The sequence below is a fragment of the Pseudomonas sp. BRM28 genome, assembly GCF_002939405.1.
Taxonomy (GTDB): domain Bacteria; phylum Pseudomonadota; class Gammaproteobacteria; order Pseudomonadales; family Pseudomonadaceae; genus Aquipseudomonas; species Aquipseudomonas palmensis.
Window position 1 is genome coordinate 4,347,761 of sequence record NZ_PEFV01000001.1, and the last position, 18,630, is coordinate 4,366,390.

At 58.0% G+C, this 18,630-nt stretch carries 17 protein-coding genes; 9 read left to right on the plus strand and 8 right to left on the minus strand.

What is annotated here, in order from left to right:
• Positions 1-46: 46 nt before the first annotated feature.
• From pqqF to panB, 5 genes are all read right to left on the minus strand, one after another.
• A complete protein-coding gene (gene pqqF, locus CR917_RS20400; protein ID WP_104572864.1) occupies positions 47-2,383 on the minus strand; it encodes a pyrroloquinoline quinone biosynthesis protein PqqF in 2,337 nt (778 codons plus the stop codon).
• A gap of 42 nt (positions 2,384-2,425) precedes the next feature.
• Positions 2,426-3,226: a carbon-nitrogen hydrolase family protein gene (locus CR917_RS20405; RefSeq protein WP_054915968.1), complete on the minus strand. Its 801-nt coding sequence runs from the start codon at positions 3,224-3,226 to the stop codon at positions 2,426-2,428.
• A gap of 12 nt (positions 3,227-3,238) precedes the next feature.
• Positions 3,239-4,921 (minus strand): NAD(P)/FAD-dependent oxidoreductase, encoded by a 1,683-nt coding sequence (locus CR917_RS20410; RefSeq protein ID WP_100634773.1) that lies wholly within the window; start codon positions 4,919-4,921, stop codon positions 3,239-3,241.
• 247 nt (positions 4,922-5,168) lie between these two features.
• The gene (locus tag CR917_RS20415; RefSeq protein ID WP_054915967.1) at positions 5,169-5,627 is read right to left on the minus strand and encodes an Lrp/AsnC family transcriptional regulator; all 459 of its coding nucleotides are present in this window, start codon (positions 5,625-5,627) and stop codon (positions 5,169-5,171) included.
• 77 nt (positions 5,628-5,704) lie between these two features.
• Positions 5,705-6,526 (minus strand): 3-methyl-2-oxobutanoate hydroxymethyltransferase, encoded by an 822-nt coding sequence (gene panB, locus CR917_RS20420; RefSeq protein ID WP_043863699.1) that lies wholly within the window; start codon positions 6,524-6,526, stop codon positions 5,705-5,707.
• Positions 6,527-6,613: 87 nt separating this feature from the next.
• Between panB and CR917_RS20425 the strand changes: the two genes are divergently transcribed.
• From CR917_RS20425 to CR917_RS27180, 4 genes are all read left to right on the plus strand, one after another.
• A complete protein-coding gene (locus tag CR917_RS20425) occupies positions 6,614-7,405 on the plus strand; it encodes a helix-turn-helix transcriptional regulator (protein ID WP_054915965.1) in 792 nt (263 codons plus the stop codon).
• Between the two features lie 399 nt (positions 7,406-7,804).
• A complete protein-coding gene (locus CR917_RS20430) occupies positions 7,805-8,941 on the plus strand; it encodes an RNA ligase RtcB family protein (protein WP_011531823.1) in 1,137 nt (378 codons plus the stop codon).
• Positions 8,941-9,561, plus strand: coding sequence for a peptide chain release factor H (prfH, locus tag CR917_RS20435; RefSeq protein WP_043863775.1), 621 nt, complete (start codon positions 8,941-8,943; stop codon positions 9,559-9,561). Before CR917_RS20430 ends, prfH begins: the two co-directional genes overlap by 1 nt.
• Positions 9,562-9,963: 402 nt before the next feature.
• Positions 9,964-11,103 (plus strand): phospholipase D family protein, encoded by a 1,140-nt coding sequence (locus CR917_RS27180; RefSeq protein WP_146095034.1) that lies wholly within the window; start codon positions 9,964-9,966, stop codon positions 11,101-11,103.
• Here CR917_RS27180 and CR917_RS20445 read toward each other — a convergent pair.
• Positions 11,100-12,503, minus strand: coding sequence for a DNA adenine methylase (locus tag CR917_RS20445; RefSeq protein ID WP_146095035.1), 1,404 nt, complete (start codon positions 12,501-12,503; stop codon positions 11,100-11,102). The two genes, CR917_RS27180 and CR917_RS20445, sit on opposite strands and share 4 nt — an antisense overlap.
• 44 nt (positions 12,504-12,547) lie before the next feature.
• Here CR917_RS20445 and CR917_RS20450 point away from each other — a divergent pair, with 44 nt between their 5' ends.
• Positions 12,548-13,669, plus strand: a complete 1,122-nt coding sequence (locus CR917_RS20450; protein WP_104572867.1) for a site-specific DNA-methyltransferase — start codon at positions 12,548-12,550, stop codon at positions 13,667-13,669.
• A gap of 337 nt (positions 13,670-14,006) precedes the next feature.
• Here the strand turns inward: CR917_RS20450 and CR917_RS27185 are convergent, their stop codons facing one another.
• Both CR917_RS27185 and mobC read right to left on the minus strand, forming a co-directional pair.
• Positions 14,007-14,873, minus strand: coding sequence for a DUF5677 domain-containing protein (locus CR917_RS27185; protein WP_146095036.1), 867 nt, complete (start codon positions 14,871-14,873; stop codon positions 14,007-14,009).
• A gap of 96 nt (positions 14,874-14,969) precedes the next feature.
• Positions 14,970-15,524: a plasmid mobilization relaxosome protein MobC gene (gene mobC, locus CR917_RS20455; RefSeq protein ID WP_104572868.1), complete on the minus strand. Its 555-nt coding sequence runs from the start codon at positions 15,522-15,524 to the stop codon at positions 14,970-14,972.
• Between the two features lie 396 nt (positions 15,525-15,920).
• Between mobC and virB5 the strand changes: the two genes are divergently transcribed.
• The 4 genes from virB5 to CR917_RS20475 are packed head-to-tail and all read left to right on the plus strand — an operon-like array spanning position 15,921 to position 18,511.
• Positions 15,921-16,685 (plus strand): P-type DNA transfer protein VirB5, encoded by a 765-nt coding sequence (gene virB5, locus CR917_RS20460; RefSeq protein ID WP_104572869.1) that lies wholly within the window; start codon positions 15,921-15,923, stop codon positions 16,683-16,685.
• A 1-nt stretch (position 16,686) separates the two neighbouring features.
• A complete protein-coding gene (locus CR917_RS20465; RefSeq protein ID WP_104572870.1) occupies positions 16,687-17,178 on the plus strand; it encodes a hypothetical protein in 492 nt (163 codons plus the stop codon).
• Positions 17,175-17,429, plus strand: a complete 255-nt coding sequence (locus CR917_RS20470; protein WP_104572871.1) for an EexN family lipoprotein — start codon at positions 17,175-17,177, stop codon at positions 17,427-17,429. The genes CR917_RS20465 and CR917_RS20470 overlap by 4 nt, the downstream gene beginning before the upstream one ends.
• The gene (locus CR917_RS20475; RefSeq protein WP_256589732.1) at positions 17,426-18,511 is read left to right on the plus strand and encodes a type IV secretion system protein; all 1,086 of its coding nucleotides are present in this window, start codon (positions 17,426-17,428) and stop codon (positions 18,509-18,511) included. The genes CR917_RS20470 and CR917_RS20475 overlap by 4 nt, the downstream gene beginning before the upstream one ends.
• Positions 18,512-18,630 lie beyond the last annotated feature (119 nt).

Consider the following 18,630-nt stretch of genomic DNA (forward strand, 5'->3'; position numbering starts at 1 on the left):
AACGGCCCGGGTAGCGCCATCTTACTAAAATTAATGGACAGTTTGGTTAAACCTGCGAGAAAGGCTGTTGCGTTGCCGGTAACAATCCGCCCTGTGCGGCGCTGGCCAGGTACAGGGCGTTGTCGAACAGGTGCCGGGCGGCGTGTTCGAGCTGCTGTGCGGTGACGGCCAGCAGCTGCTGTCGCAGCGTGTCCAGGCTGGGGGTGTCGCTGCCTGCCAGCCGGGCCTGCCAGGCCCATTCGGCGACGTCGGCATTGCCCATGTCCGGTTCGTGGAACTGCGCCGCCAGGGCCTGACGCGCCTCGGCATCATCGGTCAGGTCATGGGTGAAGCCTGCGACCACGCAGCGCATGTGCTCGAGAATCTGTGCCGGGCCGGCCTTGGGCGACTGCACGCCCAGCAGCAGGCCGGTATGGCCCTGCACCTGGCGCAATGCGCTGAACACTGCATAGCCCAGTTGCAGCTCCACCCGCAGGCGCTGGTAGAAGGGCCCTTGCAGTCGATGCGCCAGCAGCCGGTACACCGCCTCGCTGCCGGGCGAGGCGGGGCAGAACACCAGCAGTGCGTGCTCGCCTTCGGGCAGCGGCACATGCTGCCAGGGCCCTGTGGCATCGCCGGTGATCGGCTCGGCCATGCCCGGCTGTCCCGGTACCTGGGCCAGCAGCGCATTCAGCGCCGGCTGCACCGCTTCGGTGAAGCCGCAGGTCATGCCCTGCCAGCGGGCATGCTGCCAGAGCGCGTCCAGCTCGGGCTGGGCGATCAGGCAGGCCGGCAATGGCCCCGGGTCACGCCCGACGATGTAGCTCGGCAACTGCTTTAGCAGCAGGCGGATCGGGATCAGCGCCGGCTCGGTGCCTGGGCCTGCGCTCCAGTCCTGGGCGGCAGGCAGGCGCAGCAGCGCCAATGCCTGCTCGACGACTGCGACCACGGCGGGCGGTGACCCGGCGCAGCGCAGTTGCCAGAGGTGCTCGCACTCGCTCCATTGCAGCTCCACCGAGGCGCGGGCGGCGCGCTCGACCAGTGGGCGCAGGGCACCTTCGAGTACGCGCCACAGCCGCGCGCGCAACGCCGAGCGCACCTGCCAGCGCAGGTAGATCAAGCCGTACTGCCGCACGGCCGGCAGCGCCGGGCTGTGGATAACCCCGGCGGGTGTCGGCGTAGCGGGTGCATCGCTGAACCCGACGGCCAGCAAGGGCTCGGCAGGTGGCAGTCGCCAGGGCTGGCGGGCTTGCTCGGTGAAGGGTTCGAGCAGGCCTTGCAGTGCCGCCAGGCCCTGGGCGTCGAGTGCACTGAATGGCTGGCCGCTGCTGTCGCGGCGCGCCAGTTCCAGGGCGCCGGCGGCCAGCGCGCGTGACTGCTGGATACGTGCATATTCGCTGTTCAGCGCCGTCAGGTCGGCATCGCGCAAGAAGCTCAGCCAATCCCGGAACAGGTCTTCGACCTGGTCGGCAGGTGCCGCGTCATTGAGCTTGAAGCGCGCGTGCAGCAGTGCCTGTGCGGCGAACTGATGCAATGCCGAAAAACTGAAATCCTCCAGCCAGCGCCGTTCGCGCAAAGCGGCCAGCAGCCCGCCCGGGCGGGTGTCCGAAAGCCAGGTGTCGAGAAAGGCGATCGCCTGGGCAGCGCCGGCGGGCAGCCGTTCATAGCCGAGCAGCACATCCCGTTGCCCGGGGAGCTGTTCAACCCGCGCAGCGCGAAGCTGCAGCGCCGGTGCCGGGCCTTGTTCGATAGGCTGCCCGGGTGCGAAGACGGCGCCGTACTGCATGGCCAGGGCTTCAAGGGTGGCCAGCGGCTGTGGGCCGACCAGGCTCAGGGTCATCTGCCCGGCCTGGTAGTAGCGTTGGTGAAAGGCTTGCAGGGCGCTCTGGAAGGCCGCGTCGGGTACCGGCAGGCTGTAGCGGTTGCCAGCGTGAAAACTTCTCAGCGGATGCTGCGCCGACACGCTCTGCAGCAGTGCGTGCTGACGCTGCGCTTCGGGGTTGCGCGCCCAGGCAATGAACTCGGCATGGATCACTTCGCGCTCGCGCAGCTGTTGCGCACGGTCGGCCTGGGGGTTGGCGAGCATTTCACACAAGCGCTCGATGCCCCCCTCGAAGGCGGCAGCCGGCACTTCGAAGAAGAAGTCGGTGGTGCGCTCCCGCGTGCTGGCATTGACCTGGCCGCCCTGGCGCTGCACGTAGCGCATCAGGGCGTCGTCGATGGCAAAGCGCGGGTTGCCGAGAAAGAACAGGTGTTCGAGAAAGTGCGCCAGCCCCGGCCAGGCGTTGGGAGCATCGTGGCTGCCGGCGCGAACCCGCACTGCCGCTGCACAGCGCTTGAGCCGCGGTGCATGGCGCAGGGTGACGTGCAGGCCGTTGGGCAGGGTGAGGTGGGCGCAGGACATGACGGCTCCGGTAACGTGCGAACCGTCATGCTAGCGGATAAATCAGTGCTTGCGCGGGCCGCCGTGGAGTTCCACACGCAGGTCGTGCAGGTACGGTGTGCTGGCGCGGCCTTCGTGCACCCGTTGCAGCTCGAGGTCGGCCACCAGCAGCGTGGGCTCATGCCCGGCCATGGCCAGCAGGCTGCCGTCCGGGCCGATGATGCTGCTTTGGCCGCAATAGTGGATCTGCTCCTCGGCGCCGCAGTAGTTGGCATACACCAGGTAGCACTGGTTCTCCTGGGCGCGTACGCGCACGGTGAACTGGCAGATGAAATCGTAGGGCCGCATGTTGGCTGTCGGCACCACGATCAGCTCGGCCCCGGCCAGGGCCAGGCGGCGGGCGTTTTCCGGGAACTCGATGTCGTAGCAGATCAACAGGCCCAGCTGCCAGCCATTGAGCGTGACCACCGGGAAATGGTCGGGGCCGGGGCTGAACATGGCGCGGTCCAGCCCGCCGAACAGGTGGGTCTTGCGGTAGTTGGCCAGGCTGCTGCCGTGGGCGTCGATCAACTGCACGCTGTTGTACACCTGGCCGTCCTCGCCAAGCTCGGGGTAGCCGTAGACGATGGCGATGCGGTTGGCCTGGGCGATTTCTACCACGGCCATGGCCGATGCGCCGTCCTGCGGCTCTGCCAGGCGTGCGACCGCTTCGCTGCCGATGTTGTAGCCGCTGAGGAACATCTCGGGGCACACCAGCAGTTCGGCGCCGCGTGCCGCCGCCAGCTGCGCCTGCTGGTGCAGGCGCTCGAGGTTGCCGGCCACGTCCATCGGGTGGGGCTGGCCCTGGTACAGGGCTATGCGCATGGGTCTCTCCTTTCAGTCGGCCAGGGCGATCGGGCCGATCTCGTTGAATACATCGCCAGGGCCGGGGTTGTCGACGTGGGTGCGGCCACCGAAGTGGTTCATGATGCCCCATACCGCGTTGAGCGAGGTCTGCACCGCGCCTTCGACCCAGGCCGGGGTCCAGGAGACGTCGTCGCCTGCGATAAAGATGCCGCGCTGCTCGGCAGGCAGGTCCTGCTGCATGAAGTGCGCGTACATGCGCTGATTGTAACGATAATGGCCGGGCAGGGCGCCCTTGAACGCCCCCAGGAAATGCGGGTCGGCTTCCCACGACACAGTGATCGGGTCGCCGATGATGTGCCCGGCGATATCGACCTTGGGGTAGATCTTCTTCAGGGCGTCCAGCGCCAGTTTCACGCGTTTTTCCACCGGGTGCGGCAGCATCTTGAGCGCATCGCTCATCCACGAGTACGACAGGCAGATCACCCCCGGCCTGTCGTCGCCGTTGTCGAACAGGTAGGTGCCGCGGGTGAGGCGGTCGGTGAGGGTCATGCTCATCAGGTCGCGGCCGGTCTGCGGGTCCTTGTCCTTCCAGAACGGGCGGTCGACCATCACGAAGGTCTTGGACGACTGCATGTAGCGGGTGCGGTCCAGGGCCATCCACATCTTCTGCGAGAACAGCGACTCCTCGCACTCGATCTGGGTGGTCAGCAGCCAGCTCTGACAGGTGGTGAGCACCGCGGCGTAATGGCGGGTGACGCCCCAGGTGTCGGTAACGGCCAGGCGCCCATCGTCGGCGCGGGCGATGCTTTTCACCCCTGAATGTGGCGTGCCACGGTGCAACGAGCTGAGGCTGGTGCCTTGCGGCCAGTGGGCGCAGCGTTGCGGCACATGCCGCCAGATGCCCAGGGGCACCTGCTCGACACCGCCCACCACCAGGTGCTGGTGATCGTCGCAGTTGGTCATCACCACGCGGAAGATCTCGAGCATCGAGTTGGGGAAGTCGGAGTCCCAGCCGCCGGTGCCGAAGCCGACCTGGCCGAACACTTCGCGGTGCAGGAAGCTGAGCTTGGCGAAGGCCTTGGAGGTGGCGACGAAGTCGTAGAAGGTGCGGTCGTCCCACAGCGGCACCAGGGTGTTCCACAGTGCCTTCAGGCGCGGCACGTCGCGATCGCGGATTGCCTGCTGGATGTCGCCGAAGCGTGCGCCATCCTCCAGCGCATCGGCCCAGGCATCGGCCACTTCCTGGAACAGTGCCGGCAGGTCGCTGAGTTTTTCGGCGTAGTGGGTCTGGCCCTCGAGGTCGATCACCGTGCTGCCGGAGGCGGGGGTCAGCGGGTTGGGGAAGGGTCTGGTCTCCAGGCCCAGCTTGTCGACGTAGTGATAGAAGGCCGTGGAAGACACCGGGAAGCGCATGCCACCCAGCTCGGCGACGATGCCTTCGGCGCCGGAGAAGGTCTGCGAGCGCAGGCGCCCGCCCATTTTCGACGCCTCGTACACCACCGGCTTGAGGCCCAGCTTCATCAGCTCGTAGGCGGCCACCAGGCCGGCGATGCCGGCACCGACGATGGCCACCTCCTCACCGTGGCGCTCGGCGGGAATGCTGCCCAGGCCGGCCGGGTGCTCGATCCAGTCGTCGAAGGCGAAGGGGAAGTCCGGGCCGAAGATGGTGACCGGTTTTTTGCCGTCGGCGGGGTGGCGATTGTTCTTGTTCATGGGAGACCTTGCCAGGGCTGCGCGGGGAGCGGAGCTTGAGTATAGGAAATGCTGGCGGTCATTCTACGAGGGGAGGGTGTTGGTTATTAAGATGCAGAGTGTCGTCGTTTTGTGGGGATTTTTGTCATTGTGACGGGATGCTTGAGCAGAGTGATGCCTTCGCCGGCAAGGCCGGCTCCTACAGGTTTGCGAGCACCGTTAGCATGCTTGCCAGCGAAGGGCCCTATCTGTTCCCCGCTAACCCATGTCAAACCGGTTGGCCGCGGTCCACCTTGCTGCTGAGGATGATCGAGGTGGTGGTTTTCTCCACGCCCTCGACACTGCCGATCTGGTCGAGCAACTGGTCCAGTTGTTCGGGCGAATCGCTGCGCAGCCACGCCACATAGTCGAACTCGCCACTGACCGCACACAACTGCTGGATCTGCCCCATGGCGCTCAGGCGGCGTACCACCTCCTTGCCCGAGCGGGGGCGCACGGTGATGCCCACATAGGCCTGCAGGCCGCCGTCGATCACGCGCTGGCCAAGGCGCACGCCGTAACCGCTGATGACGTTGGTTTTCTCCAGGCGCGCCAGGCGCGAGGTCACGGTGGTGCGGGCAATGCCCAGTTGCCGGGCAAGCATGGCCACGCTTTCGCGGGCGTTGATCTGCAGGGCGGCGATCAGTTGACGGTCGATTTCATCGAGGGCGACAGGGCGGGTGGGCATGGACAGGGATCGTTTCTTTCGCTTGGGAAGTGGGCCGATTAAGGCAGCTAATCGACCCACTGTCCACGCCGGTGCTATCAGGGCGCGGCCTTGAAGCAGTGCTCCAGCCCCGGGAACTCGCCGCTGCGCACCTCGCGGGCGTAGTGCTCCAGTGCCTGTTCGATCTGCGGTTGCAGCTCGGCATAGCGTTTGACGAAGCGCGGCTGGTACTCGCCGAACAGGCCCAGCAGGTCCTCGGTCACCAGCACCTGCCCATCGCACGCAGGGGATGCGCCAATGCCGATGGTGGGGATGTGCAACGCTTCGCTCAGGCTGCGGGCCAGCGGCTCGGCGATGCCCTCGAGCACCACCGAGAACGCCCCCGCCGCCTGCATGGCCAAGGCATCGTCGCGCACCTTGGTTGCGCTTTGTTCATCCCGCCCCTGGGCCTTGAAGCCGCCCATGCTGTTGACCTGCTGCGGCATCAGGCCCACGTGCGCCATCACCGGAATGCCACGGCGCACCAGAAATTCGACGGTGTGGGCCATTTCGGCGCCGCCTTCGAGCTTGATGCCCTGTGCACCGGTTTCGCGCAGCACCCGGGCGGCGCTGACAAACGCCTGCTCGGGCGAGGCCTGATAGCAGCCGAACGGCAGGTCGACCACCACGCAGGCGCGCTCTGCCCCGCGCATCACCGCCTGGCCATGGGCAATCATCATGTCCAGGGTCACGCCCAGGGTGCTGGGCATGCCGTACAGCACCATGCCCACCGAATCGCCGACGATGATCAGGTCGGCATGGGCATCCACCCAGCGGGCCATGGGCAGGCTGTAGGCGGTCAGCACCACCAGGCTGCCGGCGCCCTTGCGCTGCTGGATGGCGGGTATGGTCAGGCGGTTTTGACGTACATGGGTGCTCATCGATAAGTCTCCGATCAGGTTGTGCAACGGGTCGCGGCGCAGGCTACCATCGGCACTTTTGGCTCACTTGAGCAAAGGGGACAGCTGATGCCGCAAGCGGGACAGATACCGCAGGTGCCGCCCGTACCGCTGGCGCTTTCGCGCCCGGTGCAGCGGCGCATGTTCGGCATACCGGCAGGTTATGAAGTGCAGATGCACAGCCATGACTGGGTGCAGTTCACCTATGCCAGCGCCGGGATCATGCAGGTGCTGACCGAGCGCCACAGCTATCTGCTGCCGCCGCAGTGCGCGTTGTGGATTCCGCCGGGGGTGCAGCACACGGCGTTCAGCGAGCAGGCGCTGGCGTTTCGCGGGCTGTATCTGGATGCCGCGGTGCTGCCGGGCGCTCGCCGTGACTGCGCGGTACTGCAGGTGACGCCGCTGGTGCGCGAGCTGATCGAACGGGTCAGCCACTTTCCCGCCGACTACCCTGACGACGGGCCGCAGGCGCGCCTGCTGCAGGTGCTGGTGGACGAGTTGCAGGGGCTGGCCGAAGCACCGTTCAGCCTGCCGCTGCCCAGCGACCCGCGCCTGCGCCGGATCACCGATGCACTGCAGGCCGAGCCTGGGGACAACCGCACCCTCGAGCAATGGGCGCAGCAGGTGGGGGCATCGCGGCGCACCCTGGTGCGCCTGTTTCAGGCGCAGACCCAGCTTTCATTCCGTGAATGGCGCCAGCGCCTGCGCTTGCTGGCCGCATTGCCGTTGCTGGCGCAGGGCATGAGCGTGACTCGGCTGGCGAATGAACTGGGGTATGACTCGGTGTCGGCGTTCATCGGGTTGTTTCAGCGCCACTATGGGAAGACGCCGGGGGTGTATGCGGCCAGTTTGGGGATGTGATTGTGAAGTTCTGAGGGCCGGAAACGCAATGCGCGGCTTTGAGTATGGTGGGCCCACACGGACTAGTGTTTAGCGTAATTGGCGAAATGGTTGGAAGCTGGGCACTGTACCGCCAGGGTATGTTTTTTGTACCGCGGAGCGGTCAGGTTTTGCGGCCATGACGTTGTTCTCCTGGTAAAAATGTGATCAAGGTTGTTGCAGGGTGGCAATTACACACCTAAGATGCCCGCCTTCTCTCACCCGACAGCAAAGGAGGTACATCATGCAACAGTTGATCACCCTTTGCAGGTCGCGCCTGGCTTGAACGCATTCGCCGCTACTCGTTAGCGGTACCGCAACGCCCGGCCTCTGGCCTGCCAATCCGAACATCTTTTTGTTTCAACCCATCAGGATTGGACTATGGGCACTTGCATTCGCAATTTGTCCGACGGCGCCGTATTGGTCGCCGCGGACGACACCTGGATCGAAGGAAAAGCGATCCAACAACTCGAAACCACCGCTCGCCTAGGGGGCATGCATCGGGTGGCCGGCATGCCGGACCTGCATCCGGGGCGTGGCTATCCGGTCGGCGCGGCATTCTTTTCCGTGGGGCGTTTGTACCCGGCGCTGGTCGGCAATGACATCGGCTGTGGCATGGCGCTGTGGCGTACGGACATCCCGACCGCCAAGCTGCATCTGGACAAGCTGGAGAAACGCCTTGGCAACCTCGACCTGCCGCTCGACGAGACGTGGCAGGAGGCCGTCGCCAGCTTCGGTTTGCCTGCCACGGGGCACGAGCGTTCTCTAGGCACCATTGGTGGTGGGAACCACTTCGCCGAGCTGCAGCAACTCGATGAAAACTACGACGATGCGGCCCTGGCAGCCTTGGGCATCGAGCGCAAACACCTGCTGTTGCTGGTGCACAGCGGCTCGCGTGGTTTGGGCGAGGCGATCTTGCGTGAGCAGGTCGACCTGTTCGGTCATCACGGGCTGGAGGCGGGCAGCGAGGCCAGCACTCATTACCTGGGCCGGCACGACGGCGCGCTGCGTTTTGCCGAAGCCAACCGTCAGTTGATTGCCCGGCGCATGCTCGACCGCTTGCGTGCCGATGGCGATGTACTGCTCGACATCAACCACAACCTGGTGTCGCCAGCGCAGGTCGACGGGCTCGATGGTTGGCTGCATCGCAAAGGCGCCACACCGTCGGATCAGGGGGCGGTGGTGATCCCTGGTTCGCGCGGCGACTACAGCTACTTGGTACAGCCGATCGCCGACGAGCGCAGCCTGTTGTCCCTGGCCCATGGCGCCGGACGCAAATGGATGCGCAGCGAGTGCAAGGACCGCCTCGCCTCGCGCTACAGCGTCGAGCAACTGAGTCGTACGGCACTAGGCAGCCGCGTGATCTGCGCCGACCGGGCGCTGATCTACGAGGAAGCGCCGGAGGCCTACAAGGCTATCGACTCGGTGGTGGGTGCCTTGCGTGAAGCGGGGTTGGTTCGCGTGCTGGCACGACTGAAACCGGTGCTGACCTACAAGACGCGCGGAGGGTGCTGCTGATGATCCTGCTGCAACTCTCGGCGGCTCAGGGGCCGGAAGAATGTGCCCTGGCAGTGGCCAAGGCATTGCTCAGGCTGCAGGCCGAAGCGGATGCCCAGGCCGTGGCGGTACGGATACTCGAAGAAGAGCCGGGGCCGCGGCGCGGTACCTTGCGCTCGGTGTTGCTGGCACTGGATGGCGAGCAGGCCGAGCGCCTGGCGGATCACTGGACGGGCTCGCTGCAATGGACGTGCAGCAGTCCGTACCGGCCGGGGCATGCGCGCAAGAACTGGTTCTTTGGGGGTGCACGGTTTGCGCCACCGGCACCGGAATTGGCGAGCGAGATCCACTTCGAGACCTTGCGTTCGTCCGGGCCGGGTGGTCAGCATGTCAACACCACCGACTCGGCAGTGCGCGCCACGCACCTGGCCAGCGGCGTCAGCGTCAAGGTACAGAGCGAGCGTAGCCAGCACGCCAACAAACGCTTGGCGCTGCTGCTCATCGGGCAACGCCTGGCGCAACAGGCAGAGCAGGTCGACAGCGAACTGCGCGCGGAGCGGCGGTTGTTCCATCACCGCATCGAGCGTGGCAATCCACGTCGGGTGTTTCGCGGCGAGCGCTTCGAGCCGGCTGACGAGTAGATTGTGTGCGAAGAGTCGTCGAGCAAAAGTCAGGCCGGGCGGCGTAGGCGATGCCGGCCTCATAAAAACGGATGAGGAAAGGACCCGGCTCGCACTCGGGTTTACGAGTTGCAAATGAGCACTGCGTATCTGAGGCGATCCCGCCAAAAACGCAAAAGCCGCGCAATGCGCGGCTTTGAGTATGGTGGGCCCACACGGACTTGAACCGTGGACCAAAGGATTATGAGTTTGCGCGTGATACTAAAAGGCTAGTAGAGTCTCGTGTAGCCTATGTAAAGCTGTGTAAAAGAGCGAAAAGCTTGCTTTCGTATCTAGCAGTAACCAAGCGAAGCTTCGAAAAGCTTAGCACTGTACCTCCAGTGTACCTGTGCTGGAGAACAAAATCCTCCATGGACGACATGCATGACCACCCAAATTTGCATCCAAGATCCTGATTACCAAGCCTCCGTATCACTACATGAAGCGCTGAATGCTGCAGGCGAGGGCGCGACGTCGGCCGCTGGTGCCTACGCATTCGTTTCAAAGGGTGGTGTTGATCTGTTGATGGGCGCGCCCTCATTCAGCCAAATGCTTGGGAGAAATCCCGTTCAGCTCATCGTAGGAATGGACGCCATCACAAATGAGGCGGCCATAGGTGCACTACAGGCTCTCCAAGGGCGTCACCAAGGGCTACAGATCACTGCTTTTGTTCATGACAAGAAAGGAACAGTTTTCCACCCAAAAGTATGCTGGTTTAGAAACGACCAAGGTGGAGTTGTGGTCGCAGGGTCCGGAAATCTTACGGTGGGTGGACTCAGGAAAAATCGCGAGGTTTTCTCTGTAGCAAAAGTAGATGCGGATGAGATCGACTCAATTGAGCAGAATTGGCAAGCGTGGATTGAGTCCAATAGGGAGAATCTACACCCGCTTGATAGCGATGTCGTGTCGGAGCGGGCTAAACTAAACAACATTCGAAAAGCTGTATTTCTTGATGATCTTGAGAATGCGGATGTTGTCGGAGAAAAGCAGCTTCAAGAGGTTCAGGTGTTTGACGCTGCTGATGCAGTGGCAGCAGAAGACCTAGAAGATTGGAGTTTCGATTCTGACGCCTACTTTTTAGTTGCAGAAATCCCTAAAAGTGGCAAGCGGTGGAAACAGGCAAACTTTAGTCTTCAAACCTTCGTTGATTTTTTTGGCGGTATTCGCGGTGATAACTCCAAGCGCTTAGTGTTGCGAGCTATTTATGACTCGGGTGTCTATGGAGATCTTGAGGATCGCCCTTGCGTCACAGTAGCAAGTGACAATTTTAGGGTCGAGCTTGAAGCGGCATCCGGTTTAGATTACCCAGCAGAAGGACGTCCTATAGGGGTGTTTGTTCGAATATCTGTCAGGATGTTTGCATACTATCTGAGTATGCCTGGTGCTCCATCATATGAAATTCTGCAGGACTGGCTGGACCAGAATGCGGCGGCAGGTCGGAATGTACGGCGAGTGATTTCTTCCGTTGACCACTCGCCTGAAGTAATTGAGGCAACTCCACTTGCGAAATTTTTGAAAAACTAATTCTTGCAAACTATGAGGATCTCGCCGTGAGGCTTTTGCTCGAAACTATTTTTCCGGCTATTTAACTTGTTGTGCTTGAATTCTCCTGGGCACACTGTATAAATTTCTTGGAAATGGTTTCGGGCAAGCGCTGTCAAATCTTCTATTGTCATGACCCTCGGGTGCTCGCCTTCACGAACAATGTGGGGTGAGTACGATAATACCAAGCTTGCGCCCAATTTCGAAACTTTGTCGAATAGTGTTGTGAAGGCTTGAGGAGCTTGTGACCGGATGCAGAATGGGGACTGATGACGCTGTTCCCTATAAAGACCTCGGCTGAGACGCAAACTTCCCCCGATTTTGGTTCGAGAAACGGTTGGCGAGTCTCTAAGGCAAAGCGTCTCAAGAACGTGATAGAACCGGCTATAATGATCACGTGTGTAGGGGGGGTCGGCATACACAACCCGAGTATCTTTCGGCAACTGATCCAGCGCTTCCGAATAGTCCATGCACAGGGCTTGGTGCGGAAGCCCACTACAGTTCAACTCTACGTATCTCTGTAGGTTCTCAAAAAACACCTCAAAAATATCGATTTCTCGATCCTTTTTGACTTTTGCTGCAATTCCTTTTTTGGGTTGTCCGTTAGCCATGCGGGGCTGTATTGGCTGAGCAAACTGCTTGCCGATTGTATTTACTGCGCTGCTGACCGCGCTCAGCAAGGCCGCAAGTAACGTATCTCTATCCCGGACGTCAGAGTTTTCTATCTCATAAAGAATAGCGTCGATAGCTGCTGTTTGCTTGAATGAAAAATAGATGCCGCCATAGTACAGGGTTGCCGTGCACGAACCTTCGCGTCTACCTTCAAGTCCCATGAGTTTTTGATATGAAGTTTTGAGTGCACGTTCCAGGAGTCCAGTGCAGTTGCGATAATTTTCGTCAGCGGACTTCATGAAAGACCCCTCCTCTAAAAATTCACACAGTTGCAAAGGTAGTCCCTGAAACGCTCTTGAGATTGCCTCCTCTTCATACTGGATAACTTCTGCGCAGGACGCTGTAAGGGCGGCATACATGCTTGAAGAGCGGCACCTCTCAACAATCTCTTCAGGTTGGATAGAGTTGCTTGGAGTTAATATGGCTGAGCATATGACGCGAGAGTACTCTTGGATGTCGGCTGAAATGACTGTTCTCGATTGGGATAAGAATCGAGATACGGAGCCCGAACCAGCGAATAGATCTACTACAACATCATCTGGAACTGATAGCTCATCAATAACTTCCCCGATGGTGTCGAGCATTCTTAGTTTGCTCCCAAGGTAGTTTAGGGAGCGGAAAAAATACTTCTTGTCATTGGTGAGTGATGGTATAATCTGCTCATTTTTAATAAGCGAATTAAGATCTCCGGAAGGGGTAATCTGATTCAAAGTTGTCCCCTCTGAGACCTTAAGGCTAGCGAGCAATATTCGGAATGTTGAAGAAAATTAAAAAGCATAGTTACGATGAGGCAGGTGTAAATGGAGAGATTATACACGGGGACAACCTCCTAGCGCTACAGGAGCTTTCAAAAAAATACTGCAGCGCCGTTAAGTGTGTCTACATAGATCCACCTTATAATAATGGTGAGGATTATAATCACTACATGGATAGTCGAGAGCATGTGGAATGGCTTTCAATGATCGAGGCTAGGCTAAAAGCTTTAAAACATCTTCTTTCTGACGACGGAAGCATTTGGATCTCCATAGATGATGGAGAGGTTCATTACCTGAAAGTGGCAGCCGACAAGATTTTTGGTCGGGAAAATTTTGTAACAACTGTCATATGGCAGCAGAGGACTACGCGTGAGAATCGGAAAGCATTTTCCAACAATCATGAATATATCCTCGTGTATTCGAAAAACGTCAAAGCGTTTTCGGCTGTGGCAAATAAGTTACCCGGCACCCAAGAGATTTTAGATCGTTATAAAAATCCTGACAACGACCCACGGGGGCCGTGGCAATCGGTTTCGGCAAATGTCCAAGCGGGTCATGCAGTGCCTAGCCAGTTCTACCCAATAATCTCTCCGCGCGGTCGAGTTCACTCGCCTCCTAATGGTCGGTGTTGGGCGTATAATAAAATCAGAATGGATAAGGAAATCTCTGAAAATAATGTTTGGTTCGGGAAGGACGGTAATGGAGTGCCTAGGATAAAAAAATTTCTCAAGGATAAGATTGTAAAGGTCACGCCGGAGACAATCTGGCTGGCGGAAGAATGCGGAACTAGCAAAAGTGCCAAGAAACATGTGCTCAAAATGTTTCCCGATGAAACTGTTTTTGATACTCCGAAGCCAGAAGAATTGGTCAGGAAGGTGCTTTCGATTGCCACTAACCCTGGAGATCTAGTCCTGGATGCTTTTTTAGGGTCGGGAACCACTGCTGCAGTTGCGCACAAGATGGGGCGTCGATATATAGGAATTGAAGCAGGTGATCACATCGTAGATATAGTGGCTCGAAGGCTTCGCTATGTAGTTGAGGGAGAAGCTGGTGGTATTTCTAAGCTTGAAGGGTGGCATGGCGGAGGCGGATTTGAGTTTTACCGTTATGTCTCAGAATGAAAAGGCTTAATGCTAAAAGTAAGTTGCATGCCATTTATCTGGCGGCGGATAAATTGTTTTTACGCTAGATTGATTGGGTTTCTGGTAGTTCTATGAGTTAAGGGGGCGGCGTTCAATTTTAATTATATGGGGCGTCGCAGGTTCCGGGGGCGTCGAAATAGATGTCGGGGTTCCTAGCAAAGCTAGCACTATAAAAAATATTTTTATAGCTTGGCATGTCCATTATTGTCTCCGGTTATCCGGTAAGTAATCTTGAATTAAACTGCTGGGCATTAAGTATTGCGTGCTTGTTTTCGTTATTGCAAAATATGTGTTAACGGTAGGTGCGAGGGGCGCTCTAAATGTTTATCGCAAATTCATCAGGTTTCGCCCTGCCTGATTCCATTTCTTTCAGCCGAGAATGATCAAAAAAATCATGACGCATTATTAGCGTATTGATTTTTTTTAAAATCCCTTCTGATGATATTTCATGTAAGTCTGGGGCTAGGGAAGAACAACATCTTGAGTATGCTTCAGTGCGCAGTCCGATAGCGACTGCATAATGATAAATTGCCAAACGTAGTCTCTCTTTGTTCCAGTAGGCTAGCGATTTTGCTGCCTCGGCTTCCGATACCGAATACAGATCGCTAAAATCTACAAGTGCGGACATTTCATCGGAAAAGCTATGAACTGAGTCACAAAGCGGTGAATAAAATGCGTAATAGTGACTTTCCCAGCCTAGCGCAGAAAACAGGCCTTTGCCACCTGGATAACGCTTTATATCGGGCCAGCGCTTGTCTATTCTCTCTAGCATCGCAGCCCCAGAAACTTGCCTCGCCTGGGCGGCGGGGTTGGCGGCGCTTTGCGAAGATAGATACTTCGCCCAAGCTTTACCGTTGCTTTCTGTGAGCTGCTTACTACTGCGGAGTAAAGCGCGCGCATTACTTCCGCCATCCATAGATATGTATAGCATGTTGGCCGATTGCTCCATTATTACACGGCTTAATGCCTCTAGTGTCGAGTACGCTTTGGCATCCAAGCAAGCACAAGCTTGCCGGCAGAGCTCGTGTAAGATACCCAGGTAGCGCCGAATAATTACTCGCTGCGGAGCATCTTGTACGGAGTCTAATAGATCTTCTTTGTGTTGCTTTATCGCCTCGTTTAGCTCTTTGTTTATGATCTTTATTTCTAGTGTGTCTTGCTTTAAGTCAATAAGTGGTTTCATGATAAGTGGCTTATTGTGGTTTATAAGTTGGAAGTGCGTGTATGTGCTTGGCTGCGATTCTTGATCTAAGTGTCAGCTCGTGTCCGTGCGCGGTACTTAATTTTGCCGGGTAATGCTCCAGCGCTCTAAACTTGCTCTAATCGCATTGCTAACAACAGTTGTGTGTTTGTCTATAAGGCGGCTCAGCGCTTCGATACGTTTTACGGTGATCGGCTCGTAGTGACCCTCATTCAAGCGCCGGGCAATCTGGTTGAGGTTTCGGCCTAGGGCGAGTAACTGATAGTTGGACTCGCCCAGGGCGTCGATTTCGGACATCCCGAATTGCGGTTCATGGGTCAGACCGTTGCGGATGGCATCGATAACCCAGCGACGCATTGAACAGCGCTCAACATGCGCCCGCTCTTTGATGCCGGCTTTTTCGGAAGCGGTTAGAAGAATTTCGAAGCGCTCTTTCGGTTCCTTGGTGGTTTCCGTTTGATGGTAGGTTTTGGGAGTCGAGAGGGCTTCAGCGGCTTTTAGCTGTTGCTCGATAGCCTCTTTGATGGCCGAGCTGGGGGCACGCCCTAAGCCTTCGCAATAGGTTTCCCAGCGCTCTTTAAGGTCAGGCCCTAGCCTGACACTAAGAATCGGTGATTTCTTCTCACTACCCATAACGAGAATCCTATTTAGGCCCGATGGACCAAGTGGCATACAGGATGTATGACACTCTACCGGCGATTAGCCTATCCTGCAGTGGTCCTTCGTAGCAATCGAGATTTCGTCATGACGAAGAATTTAGGATATATGGCACTTTCCGATAGTGCGCCAAAGTGAGATAATAAATATCGCCAAAGTACAGTGCTTTGGTTTAATTCCATGAATGCTGTAATCGTCTCGCTGATGCTTAATGCATTATGGGCGCGGCCCTCAAAAGACGGGGCCTACACCGGGTAAGACTGGCGCATAGTCACCCCAAGAACGGTACACCCGTGCTGGGTGCGATTCCTAAACAGATCGACAGGTCGGACAGACGGCCCAGTGTTCACCATGTCCAATGGAGAGGTGACTATGGGTCTGTTCAAGCGTCTCGCCTTCAACGGCGTCCGGCCATTTAGTTTCGCGACAACCCTCGTGTTGATGCTCGGCTCGCAGCAGGGATACGCGCAAATCCCTGTAACCGTTACTACCCAAGTGACGGATTCCCCCATGACTGTTGCAGAGTTCGCATCTAACACGACTCGCTGGGCCCAGCAGGTTCAGCAGATGACATCTCAGATTGATCAGATGAAGCAGCAGTACGGCGCGCTCACGGGGTCGCGTGGGCTCGGACGAGTTTTCGATGACCCGCAGCTGCGAGATTATCTGCCTCAGGACTGGCAGGCTGTGTATGACGCAGTGAAGCGTGGCGGCTATTCAGGCCTGAATGGTCGTGCTGGCTCGATCTACGCGGATAACAAGGTGTTCGATGCCTGCGAAAGCCTGGTTCAGGATCAGCAGCGCGATGCTTGCCGAGCACAGGCGGTGAAGCCTTCGCAAGATAAAGCGTTTGCGCTGGAAGCCTATGAGCAGGCCGCAGCCCGATTACGCCAGATTGACCAGCTGATGGGGCAGATCAATCAAACGCAAGATCCCAAAGGGATCGCAGAGCTGCAAGGTCGCATCGCGGCAGAGCAAGCGATGATCCAAAACGAGCAGACCAAATTGCAGATGTTCCAAATGGTCGCTGAGGCTGAGGGCAAGATCCAGGAGCAGCGACAACGGGAATTAAATGCCCAGGTGCTCGACAAGAGAGGCTACAAGAATCGCGAATTGCTGAACCTGGGAGGCAACTGAAATGATTTCATACGCTCATATCCTCCCCTTGGCCGTGTGCTTCTTCATCCTCACTTCCTTACGACGATTCTGGATTTGTATTGGTCGGTTCGGGGCTTTAAAAAAGGTGTCAAGACGTGCACCTGAGTTGATCCAGAGCGATCTCCTGGCGGCGTCGGCCGCGATCATGCCTTTTGTACTGGCGCTTGCCGATTGGTTGCAGATAGTGCCGCCCCGAGCAACTGGACCAATCTCTTCAACGCTCGCCGTTTTGATCTCGTTCGCATGTGCACTGGGTTCATCGCTATTGATTTCGAGGTCTGAATACCGCATCGCGGGTAGTTGGGCTGGGACAAGGGAAAGCGCGTTGAGAACGCTTGCAGCACTTCAGATTATCAACGCTGCTGAGCTGGCCTATTCGCTGAAATTTGCTGGGGAATTCCGCACGGAGGCGGAGCATGTGCTGCCTCGTGATGTGAATGGGACGGATCAGAATCGGGAGGTCCGGAAATGACAGCCTCTCGTTTCTCAATTGTCGTTTTATTTCTGCTCACGGGCTGCGGGGCGGATGAACCGGTCCAATCTGTCGATTGGTACAAAGCCCACAGTTCGGAAAGGGATATTCGTATATCGGAGTGCGTGCGACATGCCGGGACCCTGGCCCTTACGCCGAACTGCGTTAATGCCAAGCAGGCCAGGAATGAGCAGCAGCTTGATCAGCGCGGCTATCGGAAGCGTGAAATGCTGAATTTGGAGGGGCAATGACCATGGAGTCCAATTTTTACGAATGGGTAGGTGGCTCAATCGACTTGGTGTTGAACGGCTACGTGCAACTCATGGCATATAGTGTCATTAGTAATTCCTTGGGCCTGCTCGTTGCTGGCGGTGGCCTTTTCTTCATGATCCTGGGCCTTCTGTCAGTCGGCGGCTTCATCGAGCATCCTCTCCCGCATGTCTTCAAGCTCATGTTGAAATGGGTATTCATCGGCGCATTGGCACTCAATGCTGATACGTACCTCGGTTGGGTCGTGGAAGCGATTCGCGGCCTGGAGGTTGGCTTGGCAGATGCGTTCTCGCCAAATGGCAAAGGTGTGGCTGCCACATCGGTGTATCAGGTGATTGATAGAGCCATGACCGATGGATTTGATATCGCTTCCGATCTGATTGCTCGCGCCGGACGTCGTGGCATGACCGAGATAGGCATGATTCTTTATGACTGGCTTATTGCAGGAACGATGATCATCGCAACATTCCTGATTACGCTGCCCGCTGGAGCGATGATCATCACGGCCAAGGTGCTGTTGGCGTTTTTGCTGGGGTGCGGACCCCTTTTCATCACACTGCTGCTGTTTGGGCAGATGACCAGCAAGTGGTTCGATCAATGGTTCGCCCAGGTGATGACCTACATCATTCAATGCGCAGCGATCACGTCAGTGCTTACGCTGGGGATGAAGTTCTTCTCGACAATGCTGGCTGATGTGCAGCCCACTGCTGGAAACGGTCCAGCGACCGACATGCTGGAGATCCTCGCGTTGAGTGGGATCGTGCTCTACATGGTTTATCAGGCTTACTCATTGGGAGGTCAGCTTGCAGGTGGTCTGTCGTCCAGTGCGATCACATTGCGGCAGATGACTCAGGCTGCGTTAAACCCAGCCAAGGCGGTCTTCAACACCGTTAACCCGATGTCAACGCGCCGTGACCTGCAGTCGGGCATGATGACCACTGCAAGAGGTTTGAATCATGTGATCGCAGGAAACAGCGTTTGGAATCCCGCCTACCGGCAGCATGTCATGCAGAACCTAGGTAAGAACTGGGGTAGGGCGAGAGGAGGGAAGGTCGGCAGTTAAAGGTTTATTGGTGCCGTGGAGCATGCTGCGCGCCCTGGCGGGCTTACCCAAAGGGGCTCTGCCCCTCTGGACTTCCCGCCCTCGCCGGTAGCAGGGGCCGCTGGGAACGGCATCCAGCA

What these genes read in the sequence shown, in the direction of transcription:
- panB (WP_043863699.1), bottom strand. Translation starts at nt 6,526, where the DNA reads ATGAGCACCCATGTACGTCAAAACCGCCTGACCATACCCGCCATCCAG.
- CR917_RS27180 (WP_146095034.1), top strand. Translation starts at nt 9,964, where the DNA reads ATGACCACCCAAATTTGCATCCAAGATCCTGATTACCAAGCCTCCGTA.
- prfH (WP_043863775.1), top strand. Translation starts at nt 8,941, where the DNA reads ATGATCCTGCTGCAACTCTCGGCGGCTCAGGGGCCGGAAGAATGTGCC.
- CR917_RS20410 (WP_100634773.1), bottom strand. Translation starts at nt 4,921, where the DNA reads ATGAACAAGAACAATCGCCACCCCGCCGACGGCAAAAAACCGGTCACC.
- CR917_RS20430 (WP_011531823.1), top strand. Translation starts at nt 7,805, where the DNA reads ATGGGCACTTGCATTCGCAATTTGTCCGACGGCGCCGTATTGGTCGCC.
- CR917_RS20425 (WP_054915965.1), top strand. Translation starts at nt 6,614, where the DNA reads ATGCCGCAAGCGGGACAGATACCGCAGGTGCCGCCCGTACCGCTGGCG.
- virB5 (WP_104572869.1), top strand. Translation starts at nt 15,921, where the DNA reads ATGGGTCTGTTCAAGCGTCTCGCCTTCAACGGCGTCCGGCCATTTAGT.
- CR917_RS20465 (WP_104572870.1), top strand. Translation starts at nt 16,687, where the DNA reads ATGATTTCATACGCTCATATCCTCCCCTTGGCCGTGTGCTTCTTCATC.
- CR917_RS20470 (WP_104572871.1), top strand. Translation starts at nt 17,175, where the DNA reads ATGACAGCCTCTCGTTTCTCAATTGTCGTTTTATTTCTGCTCACGGGC.
- CR917_RS20475 (WP_256589732.1), top strand. Translation starts at nt 17,426, where the DNA reads ATGACCATGGAGTCCAATTTTTACGAATGGGTAGGTGGCTCAATCGAC.
- CR917_RS20415 (WP_054915967.1), bottom strand. Translation starts at nt 5,627, where the DNA reads ATGCCCACCCGCCCTGTCGCCCTCGATGAAATCGACCGTCAACTGATC.
- CR917_RS27185 (WP_146095036.1), bottom strand. Translation starts at nt 14,873, where the DNA reads ATGAAACCACTTATTGACTTAAAGCAAGACACACTAGAAATAAAGATC.
- CR917_RS20405 (WP_054915968.1), bottom strand. Translation starts at nt 3,226, where the DNA reads ATGCGCATAGCCCTGTACCAGGGCCAGCCCCACCCGATGGACGTGGCC.
- mobC (WP_104572868.1), bottom strand. Translation starts at nt 15,524, where the DNA reads ATGGGTAGTGAGAAGAAATCACCGATTCTTAGTGTCAGGCTAGGGCCT.
- CR917_RS20450 (WP_104572867.1), top strand. Translation starts at nt 12,548, where the DNA reads ATGTTGAAGAAAATTAAAAAGCATAGTTACGATGAGGCAGGTGTAAAT.
- pqqF (WP_104572864.1), bottom strand. Translation starts at nt 2,383, where the DNA reads ATGTCCTGCGCCCACCTCACCCTGCCCAACGGCCTGCACGTCACCCTG.